The following is a 25144-nucleotide window of genomic DNA, read 5'->3' as shown; positions in this document are numbered from 1 at the left end:
ACGATCTTTAATTAATCCATCAATTTATTGGGTTTTTCAACTATCTCAAAATTGGTAGCGCTTGCATAATGAGAGTAGGAGTGAACGAGGAAATCCAAAGCAACAAAAGAGCTTAGGTCCAGTGTTGATTATAGGGGATTAATGCTGGATGCAGCTAAAGCGATAGTGAACGCGATTATAAGGAGGGACAGCCGTGCTGGGCATCTTCAAAAGTCTGATGAAGAACAAGGCGTTTCTTCTGCTGGTACTGCCGGGAGCAGCGTGGTTTATCATTTTTGCCTATTTGCCAATGTTCGGAACGATTATTGCTTTTAAGGACTTCCGGATTCATCCGGGCGGATTTCTTGAAAGCGTTCTAAAAAGCGAATGGGTCGGGTTCAAGAACTTTGAGTTTCTGTTCTCAACCAGTGACGCCTATATCATCACACGTAATACCATTCTGTATAACCTGGGGCTGATCTTTCTCGGGTTGGTACTCGCGGTGACGCTTGCGATCATCATGAACGAACTGCTGAACAAACGACTGGCGAAGATCTACCAGACCGCGATGTTTATGCCTTATTTCCTGTCCTGGGTTATTATCAGTTATTTCGTCTTCTCGTTTCTGAGTGTGGAAAAAGGTGTGTTCAACCAGATCATTACCTATTTCGGTGGAGATCCGGTCAGTTGGTACAGTGAGACAGGGTATTGGCCGTATTTTCTCATTCTGCTCGGCCTGTGGAAAGGTGCAGGTTATGGAAGTGTAGTGTATCTGGCAGCAATCGCAGGTATCGACCGTTCTTATTATGAGGCAGCGATGATCGACGGCGCCACCAAGTGGAAACAGATCAGGTACATTACGCTGCCACTGCTCAGGCCACTAATGATCATCCTCACCATTCTGGCGATCGGCGGGATCTTCCGTTCCGACTTTGGACTATTCTATCAGGTTCCGCGGGACTCTGGTGCGCTGTATCCGGTCACCAATGTCATCGACACGTTTGTATACCGCGGCTTGACCATTATGGGTGATACAGGAATGAGTACAGCTACAGGATTGTATCAATCGGTTGTCGGTTTGATTCTTGTCCTGCTGGCAAACTATGCTGTGCGTAAAATTGAAAAGGATTATGCCGTATTTTAGGTTTGCGGCAAGGGGGTGCTGTCCATGAGTAATTTAAGCGAACCGGTAAAGCGGGCATCTGCCCATGCGAAGAGGACCAGAAAGAAATCGAGAGATCTGAATGCCATTTCGCCATTATCCAATGTGATTTTTAATATAGCTATCGGTCTGTTTGCCTTATCATGTATCTTTCCGTTTCTGTTCATCGTTATCATCTCATTTACGGATGAGAAGGCGCTGGCGATCAATGGATTTAAGTTATTCCCTGAAGTCTGGACGCTGGATGCCTACCGATTCCTTATGGAATCCGGGCAGCAGATGGCCCAATCGTTTGGGGTTACCTTAACGGTGACGGTTGTCGGAACCGCGCTAACACTGTATTTGGTCACCACGTATGCGTATGCCATCTCGCGCAAAAATTTTGCGCAGCGTCGGTTTTTCAGCTTTTTGGCCTTCTTCACCATGCTATTTTCCGGCGGTCTCGTTCCCAGTTACATTGTGGTTACGCAGGTGCTGCACTTGCGGGATTCGATATGGGCGCTGATCCTGCCGTCGATCATGAATGCTTTTTACATTATCGTCATGCGTACATTTTTCACGACCACCGTGCCGGATGCGGTTATTGAGTCGGCCAAAATCGACGGAGCTACTGAATTCGGTATCTATACGCGCATCGTACTGCCGATTTCGTTGCCGGGCATTGCGACTATTGGATTATTCAGTACGTTAGGGTTCTGGAATGACTGGTTCAATGCGCTGCTCTATATCGACAATGCGAATTTGATTCCGCTCCAGACATTGCTGATTCGAATACAGAACAATATGGATTTTGTTGTGCAAAACAGCAGCCGGGTCGTTTCCTACGACATTGCCTCGACACTGCCGACGGAGACCGTCCGCATGGCGATGGTTGTCCTGGCTACACTGCCGGTAGCGCTGGCGTATCCTTTTTTCCAAAAGTATTTTATACAAGGCCTGACCATTGGTTCGGTCAAAGAATAAGTCTGGTTGTGCCTGCCCTCAAAGGGCAGTAACAATAACATTGATAAGGGGGATACACATGAAGACAAGAAAAATCGCTCTGCTCATGGTTACTTTACTGCTTGCTTTTTCTACTGTTCTAGCAGGCTGCGGTGGCAGTAATACCAATGATACAAGCGGGAATGCGGCATCCGGGGGAGAATCCGGCGATAAGGACACAGTGAAGCTCAAGGTATATCTGATTGGTGGTCCACAGCGCGATCTGCCAATGGTACAGGAAGAAATGAACAAATACTTAATGGAGAAAATAAATACAACCGTCGACATCACGATGATTGACTGGGGTGATTATTCCAAACGTATGCCAGTCATTACCGCTTCGGGCGAAAATTATGATATCGCTTTCACCTCTTCCTGGGCTTATGACTATCTGCCAAATGCCACTAGAGGAGCATTCCTGCCAATCAATGATCTGTTGGATAAATATGGTCAAGACATTAAAGAGCAGCTTGATCCACGGTTCCTTACCGGATCGCAGATCGGTGGCCAAAACTATGCCGTGCCAGTTAACAAAGAGTTGGCTTCGCAATGGGTATGGCGCTTCAACAAGCAGTACGTTGATAAATACAACATGGACATCACCAAGATTCGCACATTAGAGGATCTGGAGCCTTACCTGCAGCAAATTAAGGACAATGAACCAGCCGACATTACTCCGCTGGCTGTTCCGAAGGGCTTTAAGCCTTATCTGGCGTTCGACTTCCTGCTGGGTGACGAATTCCCGGTTGGCATCAACATGAATGGTGACACCAGTAAATACGTTAATGTGCTGGAATCCGAAGAGCTGAAAAGCTCGTTGAAAACCATCCGTAAATACTATCAGGCTGGTTATCTGCGCAAGGATGTAGCAACACTGGAAGGCATCGACAACATCAAGACAGGCAAATGGTTTGTTGACCGTGAACAGACACAGCCGTACGCCGAACTGGGATGGTCCAGAAGTGCGGGCTATGATATCGTGACTACACCGATGCAGGATCCGGTTATTTTCACTGGCTCGGCAACAGGCGCTATGCATGCAATCTCGGCGAACTCCAAGAACCCGGAACGGGCCATGATGTTCCTGAACTTGCTGAATACCGATCCATATCTGCGTAACCTGATCAACTACGGCATTGAAGGTACACATTACAAAAAGATTTCGGATAATGTCATTGAGGATCTGCCAGCAATGAAGGACGGATTCCAGATGCCTGGTTTTGCCCTGGGTAACCTGTTCTTGACTTACATGCACAAGGAAGATCCAGCCGATAAGTGGGAAGCGTTCAAGGAATTCAACAATTCCGCGAAGGTTGCTCCGAGCTTTGGCTTCAACTTCAATCCTGATCCGGTGAAGACGGAAGTGGCTTCCATCTCCGCCATCGTGAAAGAATTCTACCCATCCATCATGACGGGGGCTGTTGACCCGGATGAGCATCTGCCGAAAGCGATCGAGAAGTTGAAAGCGGCAGGTTTGGATAAAGTGATTGCAGAAGCGCAAAAGCAGTACGACGAATGGAAAGCTGCAAATCAAAAATAACCTGAATCATAAAGTAGACATGGAAACGTCTGTCCGGTTTGACGGGCGTTTCTTTTTTTACCCTGAGTGGATTGCCAAAATTGGATTGGAGGGTATGGCATGAAAAAGCTTGGTGCGAGTCTCCTATTTGTAATATTGTTATGCGCTGTTCTTTCCTCAGCGGCCTTGGCGAAGCAACCTTATTCATCCTATTGGCTGCCTGAACAATTGCTTAACTGGAATCCAGCTTCCGACCCGGATGCGGCCTTTAACCGGAGCACCATTCCGCTCCAGAGTCGATTCACAGGAGAGGCAGTTAACCCGAACGCAACGAAAGATCCCAAAGTCATGGCCTTGTCTGCGTTGAATCAGGGAACCAGCGGCGTTCCATCACAGGGCTCGGATACATTTTCTGCAAATACGTTCTCTTACTGGCAGTATGTCGACAAGCTCGTATATTGGGGTGGCTCGGCGGGAGAAGGCATTATTGTGCCGCCAAGCGCCGACACGATTGATGCGGCACACCGGAACGGAGTGCCAATCATGGGCACAGTGTTCTTCCCGCCATCCGTATACGGTGGCAAATATGAGTGGGTGAAGCAAATGCTTCAGCAGAACAGCGACGGCTCCTTCCCGGCTGCGGATAAACTGATTGAGGTGGCGGAGTACTACGGTTTTGACGGCTGGTTTATCAACCAGGAGACCGAGGGAGGAACAGCCACTGACGCACAGTTAATGAAGACATTCCTCCGTTATCTTCAGGATCATAAGCCCGCGGGTATGGAGATCATCTGGTATGATTCCATGACGAAGGAAGGCAATATTTCATGGCAAAATGCGCTGACGGACCGGAATGCGATGTTCCTGCAGGATAACGGGAACAAGGTATCAAACAGCATGTTCCTGAATTTCTGGTGGAATGATCTTGGTAGTTCTGCGGCCAAAGCCAAAAGCCTGGGCAGATCGCCATTCGAACTGTTCGCAGGTATCGATGTCGAAGCTAAAGGATACGATACCAGTCTGAAATGGAATCTGCTGTTTCCTGAGGGGAAACCGGCGGTGACTTCCCTCGGCATTTACCGGCCGGATTGGTCGTTCAACAGCGCGGACAGCATGACCGATTTCTTTGCCCGTGAAAATAAGTTCTGGGTAGGGCAGAACGGCAACCCGGCCAATACGGCGACAAGCCAGGCCTGGAAAGGGATTGCGAACAATGTGGTTGAGTCATCGCCGGTGAACCAACTTCCATTTACGACCAACTTCAACACGGGCAGTGGCGAGAAATTCTATGTTGATGGCACGCAGGTGCGGGAGACTGGATGGAATAACCGCAGTTTGCAGGACGTACTTCCGACATGGCGCTGGCTGACAGAGAGTAAGGGTAAAGCACTTACGCCGTCCCTGGATTGGTCGGATGCCTACTATGGGGGCAGTTCCCTTAAGGTAGCGGGTACGCTAAGTTCGGCAAATGCCACCCATCTGAAGCTGTATCAAACCGATCTGAAGATTGAGCCAGCTACCAAGCTGTCGATCACGTACAAAACGCAGAACAAGCCAAGCATGAAGGTTGGCCTGGCTTTTGCAGACCGTCCTGACCAGTTCGTCTTTTTGGATGTAAAAGACAAAAAGGCATTGGGTTGGACGACGGACATCTTGAATCTGACGCCTTACAAAGGAAAGCGGATTGTGGCATTGTCTTTGTATTTTGACAGCAAGGAAATCATATCGGATTATGACATCCATATTGGTCAGATATCCATTCAGAACAATGCTAATCCAGTGAAGCCACTTGAAGCAGTTCAAGCATTGAATGTCATCCAATCCGATTTCCGCGGGGGTATTTACGGTGATGCCAGATTGCAGTGGAAAGCGTTGGACGAGGAAGTTCAACAATATGAGATTTACCGTGTACTACCCGACGGCAAAGAGACTTGGGTGGGTGCGACCACGAATAACGTCTTCTATGTGCCTGAGATGAAGAGAATCAACGCTGAGCAGGGAACTGTACTGAAAGTCGTGGCAGTGAATGCAAAATATGAGCGCGGCCAAGCTGCCAGCGTGACCATCCAGTGGCCAGCGTATCCGAAGCCGGAAGCAGGATTCAAGGCCGATGCAACGCTGATCACACCGGGTCAGCAGGTGCATTTCACTAATCTCTCTTCCGAGGTGACGGAAGGCTGGTCATGGACTTTTGAGAATGGCAGCCCGGCTGTCAGCACGGAGCAGAATCCAGTGGTAACGTATGACAAGGAAGGCACGTACAATGTGACGCTTACAGCTACCAACAGCTCGGGGCAGGATACGGTAACGAAGCAAGCTTTGATCACCGTAAGTAAGGGTGCTTCCGGGATCAAAAATGTCGCACTTGGCAAAACGGCCACTGCCGACCATGCCTGCGGACCTGCTGAAGGTGCGGGAAAGGCAATTGACGGCAAGGTGACGGACAACAGCAAGTGGTGCGCACTGGGTAACCAGCCGCATTGGCTGCAAGTTGATCTTGGCAAAGAACATCAGATCAGTGGTTTTGTCATCAAACATGCGGAGAGTGGTGGGGAGTGGGCAGGTTTTAATACGAGCGACTATTCGATCCAGGTCAGTGCTGATGGCGTGAATTGGTCAGATGTAGTTCATGTACAGGGGAATACCGCAGCCGAAACCTCGGATGCAATTGCACTGGTCAAGGCTCGTTATGTGAAGCTGAATGTGCTGAAACCTACGCAGGGCGGCGATACGGCAGCCCGAATCTATGAGTTTGAGGTTCATGGGTTGCAGCCGTAGTTGGCGATTGAGAAGTGACAAGTGTAGCTGTGAAATTAGCAAAAAAGGAACCATGCGGCCAATCCGGTTTCAATGACGGCTGGATATCCTTGAAGTAGCCGGTCGTCTAACGGGTGTACCGCACTGCGTCAGACTACGTCTGAATATGACTGAATTTGAGGCTCACAGATCATTGGATCTTGTGAGTCTTTTTACGTTTATGTTGGATTCGCTTGCAAAGGTTTTAAAATCGTTGTTTTAGATAAAAAATCGGTTTTGCAATCAAAGACAATGCGAATGAAAAGTCTTATATTGTAGTTAAAAAGATAAGAAAGGAGTGAAGGTGATGAAGAATAGAAAGATCATGTTTGCTCGTCCGCTGCAAGTGGAGACGGTAGAAGAGGATTTTATTTTGCCAGCTCTAGGTGAGAAGGAAGTATTGGTGAAATTGATCTATTCCCTCATCAGTCCGGGAACGGAGCTGGCCATGTTATCGGGAAAAGAAGAATGGGCCAAGCTTCCCGTATGTCCGGGGTATGCGAGTGTAAGTGAAGTGATCGAGGTGGGACAGGGTGTACACCATGTTCAGCCCGGCGACGCTGTGTTCCATTATGGTCAACATGCTGAATATCAAGTGGTATCCACAGATCATGTTTTCATCAAGGTACCTGAGCATTTGGATTTGAAGTGGGTTCCCTTCACCCGTATGGCAACCGTGGCATTCACCTCAGTTCGTGTATCCAATATTGAACTTGGGGACGTTGTTGGCGTGACGGGGCTTGGATTGGTAGGGAATTTGGCTGCTCAATTGGCACGCCTTCAAGGTGCAACTGTGATTGGCGTGGACCTGTCACCAGAACGAATTCGGACTGCCCAGACATGTGGGGTTGACTATACGCTTCATGGCGGAGAAGATAAAGTAAAAGAAAAGATACATGCCATAACAAATGGAGTAGGTGTATCCACTCATATTGAGGCGACGGGTGTACCCAGTGTAGGTGTTCAAAGTCTGGAGTGGATCGGGAAGCTAGGAGAGATTATTTTCCTGGGCAGTCCACGAGGCGAATATAACACGGATGTCACCGATATATTGAACTACTGCCACCTGTATGGACGAGGCTGCATTACGTTTAAGGGGGCACATGAATGGCGCTTCCCGGTTGAGCCGAACGAATTCGTTAAGCATTCCCTGGTGAGAAATTCGAACATTGTATTTGAACTGATGTTAAAGAACAAGCTGCATATCGAACCATTGATCAGTCATGTGATGAAGCCGGATCAAGCGCAAGAAGCATACGAGGGCCTGAGAATGAATAAAGACCAGTATAACGGTGTACTGTTTGACTGGTCCTAGGAGGAGATTGGAATGATTAGAGGGTTAACAAGAGCAGGCTTAGGGAACATCGAGTCCAATGAACAATATATTACGAATGCTGCAACATACGGATTTCAGTCTGTAGATTTGAATCCGCTCTCATTCATTGAAGAGGTTGGCAAGGAACAGGCCAAACATCTGTTGGAAAGCAATCAGGTGATCATCGGTTCATCCGATCTGACCGTAGACTGGAGAACCACAGATGAACAGTTTCGTGAAGGACTTCAATCGCTGGTTCAAATGGCAGAAGCTTCTGCTGCATTGAACTGTTATAGCTGTTGTACCTATATTTTACCTTCCACAGACCAGCCAGCAGCATCATTTATGGCGGCAGCTACCAAACGATTGAGATTATGTGCAGATATTCTGGACGCATATGGAATTCGACTGGGCCTGGAGTTTGTGGGTTGTCATCATCTGCGCACTCAATGGAAGAATCCATTCATTTGGAGTGTGGAGGATACGCTTGACTGGATCGAAACAATTCATGCTCCGAATGTTGGTTTATTGGTGGATTCCTATCATTGGCATACAAATGGATTAAAGATCGAAGAGGTGTTGGATCTTAAGAAGGAACAGATTGTCCATGTTCATATCAATGATGCTTATGATCTGCCCATTGAAGAATTGCTGGATCATGAGCGTTTATACCCTGGCGAGGGAGTAATCGATCTGCAGGGGTTCTTGAAGAATCTGAAGACCATTGGATACACTGGCGTTGTATCTCAAGAGGTGCTGGCACCAACGCCAACCCTCGATTCAAGTGAATTGTTTGCCAAGTCCAAAGCAGGCTTCGATAAAGTGTTTGCGAAAATATAACCGGATCAGTGAGAAGGCAGTTGGGAGGAATACATGTGTATGAGCCATGGATGAATAGCATTTCGCCATTCGTAAGAGCGGCAAGAGTGACGGAATCATTTTCTTTGGCAGGGGAATGGATAGACCACGATCATGTGTATACATACATCGAACAAGGGGAAGCAGAGTTCTTCTTGAGTGGTGTGAAATACCTGGTCAAAGAAGGCGACATTGTGCTGATGCATCCATTCATGTCTCATATCATTCGGTCCACCTCCACGCAGCCATTGATTCAGTATATTTTTCATTTTGATCTGTATTATGAGGAAGAGCGTAGTTTATTGAAGAATACGAGTGCAGCTCATAGTGAACGACCTGATCTGGCGGATAGGGAAATGAAGCTGGCTTCCATACGCCCAATCTCTCATTTGCAGCTAGCCGATCGAATCGAATGGAAAAAGAGATTTGCGCTTATGCATAAGGAGTTTCAGGAGCAGCGGGGAGGATCTTCGTTAATCACGAAATCCATATGTTTGGAGTTGCTGCATCTGTTTATCAAAAATCAATCCGAAGATCAGGACCAAGAGGGGAACATGACCAAGGGGTGGGCATTCATTGAAAAGTCGATTCGTTATATTCATGAATGCTACGCCGACCCTCAATTAAATAATGTTGCCATCAGTAGACATGTCGGTGTATCGACGAACCATTTATCGCATTTGTTCAAAAGCAAGCTGGGGATTACCCTTCACAAATATGTGACACATATCAGAATAGAGCAGTCCCAGAAAAGAATTATAGAAGGAAAACATAATTTAACCCGGATTGCCGAGGAGGTAGGCTTTTCGAGTATTCATCTGTTCAGTCGGTCTTTCAAGACTGCTGTAGGTATCACTCCCAGTAAATATGCAGCGATGAAATCGAGGGTAGAGTGGGAATAGGCTGATAGTTGCTAACTAAACATAAAAGATATATAGTATATTTAGAAAAGAAATAGTTAGGATGGATGCAATGGCATACTCTACAGCCTTATCACAGGGAATCTCGATTCTGCTCTACGTTCACGTATACACGGAGAAGAACTGTCATAACTATCTATCGACCAAAGTGATATCGGAGCAGCTAAATATTCCGGTACCTACGACGGTAAAAGTCATTCGCAACCTGAATAACGCCAAACTGACGATGGCAAAAGAAGGGGCCAAGGGCGGCATATTGCTTGCTCAGCCTTTATCTGAAATCACGATGTTGGACGTATTCCTGGCGGTTGAACCCGGCAAAGATTTGTTTAAAATTCATACCGATGTAACACTCCAGGGACAAGACGTGGATGACGTGAAAGAAAAGGTCATTCATCATCTTGAAGGCGCAGAGATCGCAATGCAGAATTATTTAAAAGACATCCGGTTAACCGATCTGTTTCATGAAGAAAAAAAGGGTTAACCTCTTTTTTTGGCTTTAACTAGATATAATATATATCAAGTATATTCCGTTTTGAGAGGAGCAGTCAAAATGAATTTGCATACCAAAGTGATTGAAGCAAGAAACGGAGTTCCCATTCCTCAACTGGGTTTTGGGGTTTACAAAATAACGAAAGAAGCAGAATTTACAACAGCGACTCGCGAGGCCATTCAGGTCGGGTACCGACATTTTGATACTGCCAGAATCTATGGGAATGAGAAAGCGCTGGGAGCAGAGATCCGGCATAGTCAGATTCCGCGCGAGCAATTCTTCATCACGTCGAAAGTCTGGAATACGGATCATGGCTATGAAGCGACCAAGAAAGCTTTCCAGAAAACGATAAACAAGCTGGGTGTCGATTACCTCGACATGTATTTAATCCATTTTGCCTCGCCAAAGTATATCGAAACGTGGAAAGCGATGGAGGAATTATACGAGGAAGGCAAGATCAGAGTCATTGGGGTCGCGAACTTTGAGATTCAGCATCTGGAAGAATTAAGGAAGCACGCGAAAATCTTGCCGATGATCAACCAGATCGAGACGCACCCGGAATTTCCACAGAACGAACTGCGTGCCTATATGGACAAACATCAAATTTTACATGAGGCGTGGGGTCCACTGGGGCAGGGGAATAAAGTGTTATTGCAGCATCCCGTATTGAAGGAAATCGCTGATCATCACGATAAGACGGTGGCTCAAGTGATTTTGCGTTGGCATCTGGAACGGGGCGTCATCCTGATTCCCAAATCATCCAATCCAAAGCGGATCAGAGAAAATAGTGAAATCTTTGATTTTGAGCTTTCCACTGAAGAAATGGAGAAGATCAGCCGTCTGAACTCGGGTAAGAGGTATTCTATCCATCCGACAGGTTATATTGTGAATCCGATTTTTAATACATTGATGAAACTTTTTATCTAGGAAAATAAGTCGAAAAAAGAGTCGTGGGTCATATTCCAATGACTCTTTTTTGTGTGTTATGAAAACATTGACAATTCGTTAACAATTCCAGGATTTACCGTTTACAAATCTCTCCTATAATTACAATCGTGATAGGTCATTTTTACTATGAACGTGGAAGTTTGGGGGGATGAGCCGGACAAGCTCTCATAAAGACGATATATGCAGAATACCAGACAGCAGGGCATGACAAAACAAGGCAAATTAAATGGAATAGAGAAGGGTGACAAGAGCCAATGTCAATGAAAAAAGTGTTAGTAGTGTCCATGGTAGCAACAGTGTTAGGTACTTCTGTGGTTAGTGCAGTATCGGCTGCTCCTGCAGTAAAACCTGTGGCTAATGCAGCTCAGGTGCAAAATTCCACGCTTACAATAAACGGTAACAGCGTCATCGTTCGTTCCATCGTTAAAAATGGCGAGACACTTGTGTCACTTCGTGATGTGATCAAAGCCATCGGCGCACAAGCCGAAGTACATAGCGGAACGACGGTGATCAAGCTGAATGATCACAGCGTGACGCTCCAAAACAATAGCAAACAAATCGTGGTAGATGACGTCAAAGTGAATCTGAATCAACCAGTTACTATCATCGGTGGTACAAGTTACATCGCTCTTCGTCCACTGGTGTCGGGCGTTGGCGGTACGATTGTCAAGCGAAACGGACTGCTTGAGATCAGTACGGTATCCTTGATCGATGAAGTCGAGAATCCTCGTTTTGCCGGAGCGGATAAGCTGATTGTCTCCAAGAGCGATAACAATGGCAGAAACGATTATCTCGTCAATACAACAAGCGGCAAATTTGAGTTGTTGTTAACGACAGACGGTGGATCGGATCTCGTGATTTCGCCAAGTGGTGATCAAGCGGCGTATACGAATGCCGAAGGAGCCGTTTATGTTATTGATCTGAAGACCAAGGCTTCGAAACTGATCACGAGCGACAACAGCATCAAGCCTGAGTTGGTATGGTCTGCTGACGGGAATACAATCTACTTCCTGCAAGGGGATAAAGGGTCCGTGATTGCCAAGCTGAATCTGGCGGATGGCGCGATTACGAAAGTGGTCGAAGACAAGGTGGACTATAAGGAAAACCTGAATGTTTCTGCTGACGGTAAGAAATTCATCTATACCGTAACAACACTTGGTACCGTAACTTCGGATACAACCAATGTGGATGAAGACAATGTCTCCATTGATTTCTCATCCAATCAACAGCAAATATTTTCGTATAACACAGGAAATACAAAACCAGAGGCTGTGAAGCTCACAACATCAACCGACGACAAGGTATTTGTATGGTCTGCTGACGGACAAAAAGCCTACTACGTGAGTGTACCTTCCGAAGACGGTAAAGCATCATTGCTGTCTGTGGATTCATCTCAAAAGTCTACGCCGGTGTACACCGAGTACGATGTAGAACAAGCTATTCTGTCGGGTGGCATCTTGTATGTACTGGCGGCCCAGGATGACAACAACAGCGTGATCCTTTCGATCGACCCGGTAACTGGAAAACAAACCAAGCTGTACACCGTATCTTCCGATGTATCATCCATCGCGGTTGCCGGAACACAAATCTCTGTGGTTGAGAACGGCCGAGTTCTGGTGCAAGCTGGCGGAAGCTGGAGAGCCGTTACGAAGTAATGTTTTATATCAAATATGATCACAAGCTTTTTAATTCGAGAGGAGTTTAATTAACATGAAAAAATGGATCAAACCCTTCACAGCAATGCTTATGGCTGTATCTCTGATTGGTGGACTGGGTGGCGCAACGACAGCATCAGCTGCCAAGAGCACAGAGAAAGGTAAAATTGTCATTAACGGTTCCTCCGCATTACTTCCACTGACACTTCAAGCTGCCAGCGAATTCAAAAAAGATAATCCAAAAGTTAAAATCTCGGCTTCCGCAGCAGGTTCCATCACAGGTCCTCAATCCGTTCGTAAAGGGATCGCGGACATTGGGGCTGTAGACTGGGATGCATCCAAAGATGTACCTGGCTTCAAGAAATTTGATGGCTTGGTAGCCAATCCGGTAGCTGTAACAGTGTTCACGGCTGTCGTTAATACCAATGTGGGTGTAAGCAATCTGACAACAAAACAACTGCAAGACATCTTCTCCGGCAAAGTGACAAACTGGAAGGAAGTTGGCGGATCGGATGCCAACATCGTTGTGGTTAACCGCAAGTTTGGTTCCGGTACACGGGTTAACTTCCAACAAAAAGCTCTGGATGGCAAGGATTTCATGAGCAAAGGGGATAACTACAAAGAGGTTGGCTCCAGCGGCGATATGAAAACAACGATTGAAACGACACCAAATGCAATCGGGTATATTGACCTTCCGTATGTGACTAGCAAAATGAAGGCTGTATCCATCAATGGCGTAGCACCAACAGAGAAAAACGTCCTGAACAAAACATACAAAGTATGGGGCATTGGATATTACATGACCAAAGGTCAACCTACGGGAGCAACCAAAGCGTTCATCGAGTATATCCAAAGCAGCAAGTTCCAGAACGGTTCCCTGAAAAAACTGAAATTCATCCCGCTTGCTGCCGTTAAATAACGAAAGCTGCGAACGTCCATCATTCTCGCATTTCATAAGGAAAGGGATAGCCAGCTTCTGCGCACGGTCGCCAAGCTGGCTTCTCTATGTGAAAGGAAGAGCCCTTCATGATCGATTTAAATCCATCCACGAACAGCCCTGCTCCGAGTGAGCTTGGTTCAAGCATCGGCAAGGCTCCCGGATCGGGAACCTGGTTTGACCGTAAGGCGCGTTTAAGATGGTCCAATAAACTGTTTCGCATGATCTGTATTGGCAGTACACTTTTCGTTTGTCTGGTTCTGTTATGCATTCTGGTCCTTATGCTTCGTACGGGCGTTCTGACCTTTGCGGATGTTTCGCTCAGCGAATTCTTTTTCTCTACCAACTGGGACCCGGAAAATGAGCATTACGGTGCGCTGACCTTTATTCTGGGAACGCTGGCACTCACGGGGCTCACGATGCTGTTTGCCATTCCGATCTCCGTCATCATTGCTGTGTTTCTGGCCGAAATGACGCCCAAATGGCTTCGCCATATTCTGCGACCCGTATTGGATCTGTTGGTGGGTATTCCTTCTGTGGTGTACGGTTTCTTGGGACTGACGATTCTCATCCCTTGGCTTAGGGATATCAGTGGACATGATCTGGCGGACGGTTTGCTCGCAGCGTCCATCGTTCTGACGATTATGGTGCTGCCTACCATCAGCCGGATCAGTGATGATGCCATATCTGCTGTACCGAACAAATACCGGGATGCAGCTTATGCACTTGGTACAAACCGATTCCAAACCATAACTCGTGTGGTCTTGCCTGCTGCAAGAGGCGGAATCATGTACGCCGTCATTCTCGGGATGACTCGTGCCATTGGAGAAACGATGGCGGTGGTGATGGTCATCGGCAATACGGCGCAGCTCGCTAACAGTCTGTTCACACCAACAGCGGTGCTGACAAGTAATATCGTCATGCAAATCTCAAGCGTTGAATTCGATTCTACCTGGAATCATGGGCTATACATGATGGGCTTTATCCTGCTTGCCATTTCCATCTTGATGATTGTAGCCGTAAGAATGCTTCAGAAGAAAGGGGGACGCTACTCATGAGTATGAAGAAACAGGCGAACGCTGTCCCCGCCTATTCGTTCGGCAAACGCAGAGGTGCATCCACGCTGATGGACCGGATTTTTACGGGCATGGTATGGGGTGTAGGGATTGTCGTCATTTTATTCATTGTTGGACTGTTATTTCTTCTTCTGGAAAAAGGGTTGCCCTTGCTGAGCTGGGACTTTCTATATGGTGTTCCAAGCGAGATTGAAGAAGGAGGTGGGATTGGACCGGCGCTGTTCAACTCGTTCTATGTGCTGATTCTATCCCTCCTGATTTCTATTCCCATCGGCATGGCTGCCGGAATTTACCTAGCGGAATTTGCCCCAAACAACAAACTCATGGAGATCGTGCGGATTTGCGTGGAGGGACTGTCATCTGTTCCATCCATCATCTTTGGATTGTTTGGTATTGCCCTGTTTGTGGAGTTCTTCGAAATTGGTCTTACGATTCTGGGCGCCGCCGTCAGCCTTGCCTTTCTGAATCTGCCTGTGCTCACCAGAGTAACCGAGGAATCGGTCCGGGCGGTCCCGGTTGAACTTCGTAATGCGTCCTTTGCACTTGGTTCTACCCATTTGCAAACGATCCGTAATGTATTGCTGCCGGTGGCTATAAACGGAATCATGACAGGTATTTGCCTCACGGCAGGTCGGGCATTCGGTGAGAGTGCCGTCATTATTCTGACCGCAGGGGTGTCTACATCCGGGGAAATGTGGGACTTCAATTTGCTATCGCCAGGAGGAACCCTTGCTGTACATCTGTGGTACATTCAATCCGAAGCCATTGTGCCGGATGCCGAGGAAATTGCGCAAAAGACAACGGCTGTACTGATCTTTGTGGCTTTGCTCATTAATATTCTGTTCCGTGTGCCGCTGTGGCTGAATGCACGCAAAAATCAAGCCTGATAGATCAGAATGATGGCAATTAGTTGAACTATGCATTTACACGAGACGTAGAGGACAGAAATAAGCTGGAGAAGCGGAGCGTTCGCCTTTATACCCGGATTTTCACCTCTTTGTTCTGTGGGAGTGGCAAGTGTAAATATGTTTAGTTCAACTTCCATTAACAAGATCAATTTCAACACCGGGAGGAACTATTGTGCAGCCAATCATTGAGATCAACAAATTGAATTTATATTACGGTCAGTTTCAGGCGCTTAAGGATGTCTCCATTGGAATTCCGGAGCGGGCCATTACCGCTTTTATCGGGCCGTCCGGCTGTGGCAAATCCACGCTGCTGCGGACCCTCAACCGCATGAATGACCGGATACCCGGAACACGTATTGATGGTAAAGTGGCCGTAGGTGGAACGGACATTTACAGCGGCGAGGTGCATGTGGAAACCATTCGCAAGAAGATCGGTATCGTTTTTCAGCAGCCAAATCCCTTTCCGAAATCCATCTACGATAATGTGGCCTTCGGCCCACGACAACACGGCATTCATGGCAAAAAGAAGCTGGATGAAATCGTGGAACAGAGCCTGCGTTCTGCTGTCCTGTGGGATGAAGTAAAGGATAACTTGAAGCGTTCCGCGTTAAGTCTATCCGGAGGACAACAGCAGCGCCTATGCATCGCACGTGCACTGGCAGTGGAGCCGGACATTCTGCTTATGGATGAGGCTACGGCATCGCTTGATCCCGTCTCGACCTTCAAGATCGAGGAGTTGGCTCATGAGTTGAAGGAACGTTATACCATCGTGATGGTCACACACAATATGCAGCAAGCAGCTCGGGTTTCTCAGCAGACGGTGTTCTTCCTGAATGGAGAGGTCGTGGAATACTCCGCTACCCAAGACATGTTCGCCGAGCCCGTCGATTCGCGTACACAGGACTATATTAGTGGTCGTTTTGGTTGATTCTGAATCGGCAAGAGGTGGAAGTCTTTCAGATATGATCTGAAAGGCTTTTTTGTTTTTGATTATTTCAACAGACCACGATACAGATTGATTCAATTATCTCATACTTAATGAAGTAATCACTAAACTAACAGAGCACTTTAGTTCAACAAATTAAGGAGCAGTATCGCCGGTGGCGACTGCTCCATTTTTTTATTACGCTAATAGGCTTTTGATGATTTTGTAGTGCTCATGCCCACCAAATTGGCCAAAAGAGCCAGTCCAGAGAACAACTTACCATCGCGATTGCCGTCGTTTACCCTCCAAAGCATTATCGTCGAGCAGATGGTTCCTCATAGCTTTGCAAGCCGGCCTCGCGCAAAGTTCTTCCGACATAGCCCAACTCCCGACGTGCAGCGGCATCGTTAACGGTGAACTCACGCCCAATCATGCGTATCATCGAGCGTGAGATCGGCGGATCGCTGTCTTTCCGCGTGACGCCCCAGATCGTGTCGAACAGCCGGCCAATGGCAGAGGCGAGCCAGTAGGGTATCGAACGCAGTTTATCGATGGACAGGTCCTGCAAGTTCGCAAGCGAGGCGACGAACTCACGGAAAGTCTGCCCATCCAGGTCTTTGATGAAGAAAGCATGGCCGCCTTCTCCGCGTTCAAGAGCGCATTGTATGGCTTCAACTACATTGTCCACATGGCAGGTTGAAAAAGGGTAATCTCCACGGTCGATGAACGCGAACTGTCCAGATTTGACTGCTTCGGGAAGCGCTCGGCTAAACGGATCACCCGGCCCCCAGATAGCCGGTGGGCGAAGCGCGATCGTGCGAAAGCCGGGTTTGTTGGCTGCCAGAACTAATGAATCGGCCCGTGCCTTGCTCGCCAGGTAGGCGGAGAAGTGGTTCGGGAAAGTCGGCGCGCTTTCATCGGCGTTGCGGATGAGCGTACCGCCGTTATCCATGTGGATCCCCGCCGCGCTGATGTAGACGAATGTTTTCGCACGGGCGGACTCGGCTGCCTTCAGCAATGCTGCGGTGCCATCGACGTTGGTTCGGAAGAAGGGCTCCCGTGGCCCTGAAAAGCGGAAAAGGGCGGCCGCATGCACAACTGCATCGATCGTCGGTAACACGATTGGCGTGCTGCTTTCGAGATCGGCATCAACCGGCGTCGCACCCTTGGCCCTGAGTTTGGCGTGAGATGATACAGAGCGTGTGAGGGCGAAAATCTGGTGACCATCCTCCACGAGCTTCGGGATCAGGCGGCCGCCGAGCATGCCAGTGCCTCCCGTGACGAGAATTTTCAATGTGATCATCCTTTCGGTTCGGAATCCAGGATAGTCCGCATGGCGCCGCCGCGGTTTTACTCAAGAACTGCAGAAGTGGGTGGTTCCACCTTGCGTAGCCGATCTGTGACGTGAAAGCAGGGATGCAGCATTCGCAGACGCCCACTAGCGTCAACAGATTCGCCTCCCGTCAAAACCAGACTAATGCCAAACAATCGATCATCGTAAGTGGAGTTCATCCTTCATGGGATTTTCCTTCTCTCCATCCTTTGATTATTTATCTAGCGATCTTAGCGAAGTGCTCCAGCGTACGAACCAATTGGGCTGTATAAGACATTTCGTTATCGTACCAAGCTGCGGTTTTCACCAATTGCTGGTCACCGACTGTCAGAACTTTCGTCTGCGTGGCGTCGAAGAGCGAACCGAATGTGATACCTTTGATATCGGAAGATACAATTTCGTCTTCCGTGTAGCCGAAAGTTTCTGGATCGGAAGCTTCTTTCATAGCAGCGTTAACTTGTTCAACCGTTACCTTGGTATTCAAAACGGCAACGAGTTCTGTCACGGAACCTGTTGGAACAGGTACACGTTGAGATGCCCCATCCAGTTTGCCCTTCAGTTCCGGAAGAACCAGACCAATGGCTTTTGCGGCACCAGTGGAGTAGGGAACGATGTTCTCCGCTGAGGCGCGCGCAGCTCGGAAATCGCCTTTTGGATCCGGAGCGTCAAGCGTGTTTTGGTTACCCGTGTAAGCGTGAACGGTCGTCATCAGCCCGGATTGGATACCAAACTTGTCGTGCAGAGCTTTAGCCATAGGGGCCAGGCAGTTGGTTGTGCAGGAAGCGCCGGAAATGACGGTTTCCGTTCCGTCCAGTGTGTCATGGTTCACGTTGTATACGATCGTTTTCATGTCGCCTGTAGCAGGGGCGGAAATGACGACTTTCTTCGCTCCGCCTTTCAGGTGAAGCTCGGCCTTTTCTTTCGTGGTGAAGAAGCCTGTACATTCGAGAACAATATCAACGCCAAGCTCTCCCCAAGGAAGCTCTTCAGGATTCCGCTTAGCCAAAACCTTAACCTCTTTGCCGTTTACTTTGAAGGTTCCGTCATGAACTTCAATGTCACCGTGAAAAGTGCCTTGTGTCGTATCATATTTGAGCAGATGAGCTAACATTTTAGCGTTCGTAAGGTCGTTAATCGCTACAACCTCGACGCCTTCCACATCTTGAATTCGGCGAAAAGCTAGTCGTCCGATTCGTCCAAAACCGTTTATACCTACTTTTACAGTCATTGAAAAATCCCCCTATAAAGTTTTATTTATTCCAATAAGCGAATGCCAGTGATGAAATAAAATGGGCCAGCGCTATTTCATTCTAGAATGGCCTATTGTATAATGTTAAAAGAGACCGATCGGTATCTTCATATTAGCATGATATTAATGAATTGCAAGACGAATTGAGTAATTCATTTAAAACAAATGAAATAAAAAAAAGGTTCATACGGAGGAACTCATGAAAAAAGGGGACAGAACACGGGAACATATCATTATGAAATCGGCTGAAATTTTTAACCAGAGAGGATATGCCGGTACATCGCTAAACGATATTATTGCCGACACAGGAATTAAGAAGGGGGGCATCTATCGACATTTTGCCAGTAAAGACGAGATAGCGCTTGAAGCCTACAATTATGCTGCCAGTATGGTCGCCAGAAAATTTTCTGATGCGGTCGATCAAGAGCAGTCTGCGTCAGGAAAGTTGGTTGCTTTTTTTCGTGTCTATGAGAATGTCGTCAACGATCCACCATTTATTGGCGGGTGTCCCATGCAGAATACAGCTGTAGAAAGTGACGATACTCACTTGGAGCTTTGTGGTCAGGCAAGGCAAGGGCTGCATAGCTTTTTGGATATGATGAAACGTATTATTCGTGACGGCATTCAAGCTGGGGAGTTTAGGGAGGATCTGGATGTGGATGCGCTAGCATCATTTGCATTTTCCTTGTTGGAGGGAGGGATTTTACTCAGCAAGTTGGATGGGGATAACAAGCACATGCTCATGAATAAAAAAATCTTCTCGTCCTATTTGCAGCAATGCTGCTTAAAGACCTGTTAATCTGGTGTACTGGCACATCGAAATGGAGCTGGGCATCATCGATGACAACTCAAGTTCAATGATAAATATGTCATAAATTGAGTATGTAATAATACGCCAGAACGGAAGCCAGCCATATTCCTAATAGACCACTAGTAGTGGTGGAAATTCCCTGAATGGTGAACAAAATATGAATTTTTATTCACCCTCTTGCAACTTCTTTCTAGCACATTTCAAGACCTTAATATGGAGTAAGACTGAGCACGATCTTCATATACAAAGTAAGAGAAATTGTTAATGAAATGTAAAGCAATGCAGATATATGTCAAATTTTTAATAGGCGCTTTCATTGCGTTGACCCTTCCCTCAAAGTCACTTATATTTACTCCCGACACAACAACTCAGAACGGTGGTGGGATGACTTTGTTCACAATAAGGGAAAGAAAATGCTCGCTAGGCTTACGCTTATACCACTGGCTACGGGCCTTGTAATGGGGGCTTTTCCTGCTGCGGTAACCTATGCAGATGCGGGAGATAACACACCAACCAACAGCTCGGCAACAGGTTCATGGCAAACGGGGGATTTGCACGTACATACCTTTGAGTCCGATGATGCACAGAATTCGCTAGAAAATGTACTCGACGCGGGACTGACGAAGTATGGTCTGGACTGGATCGCGCTTACGGATCATTTGCGGTTATCCAAGCGGGATCAGAATGGAGTAGACATTCCAGGTGGACCGATTCCGATGTCCAAAGGGATGAACGAGTACCAGGTGCCACAGATCAAAGCACTTCAGGAAGCAGGCAAATACGCAGGCAAAACGATCTTCTCCGGTTTCGAATGGGACATGCCGACACATGAACATGTTGGGGTGGGGATTCTTACGGATGAACCAAATTCGACCGAAGCGCTGGAAGCTGCGAACGAATTTGAGTATCGTTTTACCAATCGGGATGCGAATCTGTTTGATGCGGCTGACGTAGCGAATTGGGATCTGACGGGGGGACGTGCCTATACGACTCATCAGGATGCACTAGCTGCTATCAATTGGCTGGCAACCAAGTATCCAACGACGAGTTATGCAATGATCAATCACCCTTCACGGGGCAAAAACAAATATACCATCGCGGACTTCCGTGAGTTCAACGATCTGGCTCCGCAAGTCGTTTTTGGTATCGAAGGTATGCTGGGCAACCAGATGGAACCGGATCGCGGTGGGTACAACACAACATACAATGTAGCTAATCCGACAGCAGATGATGGATACAAATACCGTACATACGGCGGTGTAGACTATATGGTCGCCAAGGTGGGCGGTCTGTGGGATGCATTGTTGGGAGAAGGACGTCACTTCTGGAACTATGGCAATTCGGATTACCATTTCAAGACAATTGACACGAATTCCAGCGGTTATTTTCCGGGAGAATATGCCAAGACCTATTCGTGGGTTGATGGTATAGGTATGCAAGCCGTGCTGGAAGGACTGCGTTCGGGGAAATCATTTTCCGTATTCGGTGATCTGATCAACGCACTGGACTTCACGGCTTCCGGCGCGGGTACTCAGGCTGAAATGGGCGGAGACCTGGGTGTGACCCAAGGTGACGAAGTGGAACTGAAAATCCGTTTCAAGAGTCCAACCACGAGCAACAACTATGAAAAACCTATCAACAGCGGTACGTCCGCTGGACAAGTACCGGTGGTAGATCACGTAGATCTCATCGCGGGAGATGTGACGGGCAAGGCTGAGAAGGGCACACCCGCATATTCCAAAGACACGAACGACTCCACCAAAGTACTGGCTACCTTCACGTCCAACGATTGGACAACAGATGCCGAAGGTTACAATGTCATCACGTACAAGATCAAAGCTACAGACCAGGATAAATATTATCGCCTGCGCGGTACAAATCTGGGTATGAATGTTACTGGTGAGACTGTAGATGGTGAACCGCAACTTGATCCGAAGATCACAACAGCGGATGCAGAGACTCGTTTCAACGAGATTAATGATCAGAACTATCACGATCTGTGGTTCTACTCCAATCCGATCTTCGTGAGTGCTACACCTTATAGTGATGCACAGGCGGTAACGGATACGCTTCAAGCGATTGATCTGGGCGATCTGAACGCGGTCACTTCCGACCTTACCCTTCCTGTTGAAGGAAAACATGGAGCCACGATTAACTGGTCCAGCTCCAACCCGGAATTGATGGATGCACAGGGGAAACTTCTTACACAGCCTGAGAATAATGAGCGACTGGAATTGACAGCAACGGTACAACGTGGCAGCGAAACGGATACCAGAACGTTCACTGTCATTGTGGAGGGATCAAATAATCAGGTATTGGTGTTAAAAGGCAACATGACCACCGCTGACGGCCAGCAATATCATACGGATACATGGACAAACCAGGCCGTAACGGTTAGTGTAACCAGCGCAGTATACGCGCCAGCCACTTCGGCGACTATTGAGTTATCCCGTGATGGAGGACAGACGTACGAACCATATACGGAGAATACACCTTTGGAGGTAACCGAGCCTGGAGAGCATAAGCTGTTATTCAGAGCGACGGACGATCTGAACGAAACGTATACCTTACCTCTGGTCATTAAAATAGACCGCGAAATTCCTGTCATCACCCTGCAAGGCAGCAGCCAGATGACATTAACTGTGGGAGATACGTATAACGATCCTGGAGCACAGGCTACCGATAATGTGGGCATCCGTGGTTCCGTGCAGATTGACGGCACAGTGAACACACAAGTGGCGGGGATCTACACCCTTCGTTATAACGTGAAAGATATTGCCGGCAATGCTGCACAGGAAGTCACACGTACGATTATCGTACAAGCCCGTTCGGGTAATGGAGGCGGGGGTTCAGGTAGTGATGGAGGCAACGCTGGAGGGAATTCCGGTGGAAGTACACCTAGCGTACCTACAACACCTAGCGTACCTACAACACCTACCGTACCAACCACGCCAATCAACCCGGATCCGGGATCAGATTCAACTACTGAAGTGAAGGTAGAGGTCGAAGCGAATCAGCCAGTACAAACGGGTCTGAAAGACATCGTGCAATTCAACGCTCCGGCTGGAGCTATTGGGGAAAAAGATACGTTGCAGCTGTCCGTTGTATCCCAGGACCAATTGCAGAATGCAGCTTCGCTGAATGTACTGGGCCAAGCAGTACAGATTACTCGCAGTGGAGGACGGACATTGAACGATCAGGCAGCATTGAGTCTGCAATATGATGCTTCCAAGCTGCCTCAAGGAACACAGCCAGCGATCTACTATTATAATGAAGCACGTCAGAGCTGGGTATTCATCGGTGGAAAGATGAATGCAGCAGGAACAATATCGGCTAATGTGAATCATCTGGGTACCTTTGTTGTGTCCAGTTACACAGCTGCTAATCTGTCCGATCTGAACGGACACTGGGCATCCGACTATGCAGACCGCTTGATAGGCATGGACGTTATCCAGGGCTACACAGATGGTACATTCCAACCATCCAAGAAGATTACACGGGCAGAGTTTGTTACATTGATCAGTAAGGCACTGGCTTTGAAGTCCGTGCAGTCGGATACGACGTTTGCAGATCAAGGCAGTCTGCCAGACTGGGCGAAGAGCGATATAGCCGCAGCCATGCAAGCCGGAATCGTGAAGGGCTATGGAGACAATACGTTCAAGCCTAATCAGACGATTACTCGTGCGGAGATGGCTGTGATGATGGCGAATGCATTGAAGTTAAGTGCAGATGCACAGTCGGGAACGAGCAATGATGCTGTAAAACCAAGCTTCACTGACGAGTCGCAAACTCCGGCTTGGGCACAAGATGCACTCAATACAGCCGTTCAGGCCAAAATTGTGAACGGATATACGGACAATACGGTTCGTGCAGGAAATATGACGACCCGTGCGGAAGCTGCGACGATGATCTATAACTTGTTGCTGGCAATGTACGTATAAGTAGTGAAGAAGAGAATTAATCGCATATAAAGCAGCAGATATAAAGTAGATAAAAAAACTGATATCCTTTTGGGTATCAGTTTTTTTGGTTAAAACATTCTCATCTTCGGGTGCTATTACAAGTTACTGTGATAGAATGAGTTAGTTTGGATGATCAAACGGTAGGGGCTAGAAAATGAACAAACGTAAAATCAGCTTTATGTACCTGAAAAAAATGCCGGGAACGGATGGGAATCGGTATAACATGCGTGAGGTTTCTCCATATGGACTCTCACTGGTTCAGGAGAATTGGGTATTGATCGCACGTTGTGATATGCGACAAGACATTCGTCATTTTCGTTTGTCACGCATGACTGAACTTTCCGTGCTGGAGGATCAGTTCCTTTTACCGTCTGGCTTTGATCTAAACAGTTATCGACCTCCTGACGACGACCGTAACGAACAAATATTAATTCGGGCTAAACCTGAAATTGCTGACAAAATTATGGAGGCAATTCATTTTTATATGGATGCATTTGAGGAGCGGGAGGAAGGTGTCATTTTTCATTTTCGTGTCCGTTATCCAGAGGAAATATTGCATTATTTACTTGGCTGGGGTGGAGATATCGAGGTTTTAGAGCCGGAGTCTTTACGCTTCCGAATGCAGGAAGTAGCCAAAAACGTCTTAAAACACTACTGACATACACCTGTCAGTAGTGTTTTTTTATACTTTGACATATCACAGATCAAGAGGAATTGGAGTTGGTTGCAGGATGAGAAGTGCAACGGAAGCATTGAAATCATTGGAAACGACAGACAGCAGATATTGGATTGGTGTTGTATCTGCTTCTCATCTAAGTGTAGCCGTAGAGGGAGGATTTGCGCAGCTGTGCCATGGCAAGGCAGCACTTTTGCGACAAATGTCCCAGGATGATTGGATGATATACTACTCTCCACGTACAGACATCTCAACAGGGAAACCACTTCAGGCGTTTACCGCTATTGGTCAAATTACCGACGATAGGATATACCAATACCAGATGTCGGAATCATTTGTACCCTTTCGCCGAGATCTCCGTTATCTTCCGTGTCGAGAAGTAAAGATCGCAACGTTGTTAGACAAACTCAGTTTCACACGCGAAAATCGCAATTGGGGGTTTCCATTTCGTAAAGGCCATTTTGAGATTGGGGCTGAAGACTTCATGATAATAGCTTCCTCCATGTTAGAAGATGAGACACAGTCACTACTAGATATCGGCTTAATCCAGAAATGTTAACCAAACCAAAAGCCCATAGATTGTCTATGGGCCTTTTTGCTTTATGGATAATCAAATCCGCCACCGTTGATATTACATTTAC

Annotated in this window: 20 protein-coding genes; 18 read left to right on the top strand and 2 right to left on the bottom strand. The window is 47.4% G+C overall.

All coding sequences use genetic code 11. The features are described 5' to 3' along the window. Positions 1-217 precede the first annotated feature (217 nt). From AC3ITG_RS24675 to pstB, 14 genes are all read left to right on the top strand, one after another. On the top strand, positions 218-1123 hold the full coding sequence (locus AC3ITG_RS24675) for an ABC transporter permease (RefSeq protein ID WP_205524889.1): 906 nt from the start codon (positions 218-220) through the stop codon (positions 1121-1123). A 24-nt stretch (positions 1124-1147) separates the two neighbouring features. Next, a complete protein-coding gene (locus tag AC3ITG_RS24670) occupies positions 1148-2104 on the top strand; it encodes a carbohydrate ABC transporter permease (protein WP_413372987.1) in 957 nt (318 codons plus the stop codon). 58 nt (positions 2105-2162) lie between these two features. Beyond that, positions 2163-3662, top strand: a complete 1500-nt coding sequence (locus tag AC3ITG_RS24665) for an ABC transporter substrate-binding protein (RefSeq protein ID WP_489251645.1) — start codon at positions 2163-2165, stop codon at positions 3660-3662. 99 nt (positions 3663-3761) lie between these two features. Further along, the gene (locus AC3ITG_RS24660) at positions 3762-6419 is read left to right on the top strand and encodes an endo-beta-N-acetylglucosaminidase (protein ID WP_489251644.1); all 2658 of its coding nucleotides are present in this window, start codon (positions 3762-3764) and stop codon (positions 6417-6419) included. Positions 6420-6744: 325 nt separating this feature from the next. Then, a complete protein-coding gene (locus AC3ITG_RS24655) occupies positions 6745-7752 on the top strand; it encodes a zinc-dependent alcohol dehydrogenase (RefSeq protein ID WP_489251643.1) in 1008 nt (335 codons plus the stop codon). A 12-nt stretch (positions 7753-7764) separates the two neighbouring features. Then, a complete protein-coding gene (locus AC3ITG_RS24650; RefSeq protein WP_489251642.1) occupies positions 7765-8592 on the top strand; it encodes a sugar phosphate isomerase/epimerase family protein in 828 nt (275 codons plus the stop codon). A gap of 35 nt (positions 8593-8627) precedes the next feature. Next, positions 8628-9512, top strand: coding sequence for an AraC family transcriptional regulator (locus AC3ITG_RS24645; RefSeq protein WP_489251641.1), 885 nt, complete (start codon positions 8628-8630; stop codon positions 9510-9512). A 70-nt stretch (positions 9513-9582) separates the two neighbouring features. After that, a complete protein-coding gene (locus AC3ITG_RS24640; RefSeq protein ID WP_489251640.1) occupies positions 9583-10014 on the top strand; it encodes an RrF2 family transcriptional regulator in 432 nt (143 codons plus the stop codon). Between the two features lie 69 nt (positions 10015-10083). Then, complete coding sequence (locus AC3ITG_RS24635) at positions 10084-10950, top strand: aldo/keto reductase (RefSeq protein WP_489251639.1); 867 nt, start codon at positions 10084-10086, stop codon at positions 10948-10950. A gap of 281 nt (positions 10951-11231) precedes the next feature. Then, a complete protein-coding gene (locus AC3ITG_RS24630) occupies positions 11232-12626 on the top strand; it encodes a stalk domain-containing protein (protein WP_489251638.1) in 1395 nt (464 codons plus the stop codon). Positions 12627-12681: 55 nt separating this feature from the next. Continuing rightward, positions 12682-13545 carry a phosphate ABC transporter substrate-binding protein gene (locus AC3ITG_RS24625; protein ID WP_063565318.1) on the top strand — a complete coding sequence of 288 codons (864 nt, stop codon included), beginning with the start codon at positions 12682-12684 and terminating at the stop codon, positions 13543-13545. 107 nt (positions 13546-13652) lie between these two features. Further along, a complete protein-coding gene (gene pstC / locus AC3ITG_RS24620; RefSeq protein ID WP_489251637.1) occupies positions 13653-14621 on the top strand; it encodes a phosphate ABC transporter permease subunit PstC in 969 nt (322 codons plus the stop codon). Next, complete coding sequence (gene pstA / locus AC3ITG_RS24615; RefSeq protein WP_413028306.1) at positions 14618-15526, top strand: phosphate ABC transporter permease PstA; 909 nt, start codon at positions 14618-14620, stop codon at positions 15524-15526. Before pstC ends, pstA begins: the two co-directional genes overlap by 4 nt. A gap of 193 nt (positions 15527-15719) precedes the next feature. Further along, positions 15720-16475, top strand: coding sequence for a phosphate ABC transporter ATP-binding protein PstB (pstB, locus tag AC3ITG_RS24610; protein ID WP_489251636.1), 756 nt, complete (start codon positions 15720-15722; stop codon positions 16473-16475). Between the two features lie 310 nt (positions 16476-16785). Here pstB and AC3ITG_RS24605 read toward each other — a convergent pair whose 3' ends face one another. Both AC3ITG_RS24605 and gap read right to left on the bottom strand, forming a co-directional pair. Next, complete coding sequence (locus AC3ITG_RS24605) at positions 16786-17775, bottom strand: NAD-dependent epimerase/dehydratase family protein (RefSeq protein ID WP_449006455.1); 990 nt, start codon at positions 17773-17775, stop codon at positions 16786-16788. Between the two features lie 247 nt (positions 17776-18022). Continuing rightward, positions 18023-19033, bottom strand: a complete 1011-nt coding sequence (gene gap, locus AC3ITG_RS24600) for a type I glyceraldehyde-3-phosphate dehydrogenase (RefSeq protein ID WP_163757747.1) — start codon at positions 19031-19033, stop codon at positions 18023-18025. Positions 19034-19289: 256 nt separating this feature from the next. On the opposite strand from gap, the gene AC3ITG_RS24595 reads away from it, so the two are divergent. The 4 genes from AC3ITG_RS24595 to AC3ITG_RS24580 all read left to right on the top strand — a co-directional run bounded on the left by AC3ITG_RS24595 (position 19290) and on the right by AC3ITG_RS24580 (position 25062). Then, positions 19290-19853 (top strand): TetR/AcrR family transcriptional regulator, encoded by a 564-nt coding sequence (locus AC3ITG_RS24595; protein ID WP_413372969.1) that lies wholly within the window; start codon positions 19290-19292, stop codon positions 19851-19853. Between the two features lie 425 nt (positions 19854-20278). Continuing rightward, positions 20279-23806: an S-layer homology domain-containing protein gene (locus AC3ITG_RS24590; protein WP_489251635.1), complete on the top strand. Its 3528-nt coding sequence runs from the start codon at positions 20279-20281 to the stop codon at positions 23804-23806. Between the two features lie 175 nt (positions 23807-23981). Next, positions 23982-24485, top strand: a complete 504-nt coding sequence (locus AC3ITG_RS24585; protein ID WP_489251634.1) for a helix-turn-helix transcriptional regulator — start codon at positions 23982-23984, stop codon at positions 24483-24485. 73 nt (positions 24486-24558) lie between these two features. Beyond that, positions 24559-25062, top strand: coding sequence for an EVE domain-containing protein (locus tag AC3ITG_RS24580; RefSeq protein WP_413028316.1), 504 nt, complete (start codon positions 24559-24561; stop codon positions 25060-25062). Positions 25063-25144 lie beyond the last annotated feature (82 nt).

This window comes from Paenibacillus sp. GL_099_B, assembly GCF_057835695.1.
Note: the sequence above shows the minus strand (reverse complement) of the source record. Positions and strands in the feature narration are given on the sequence as shown.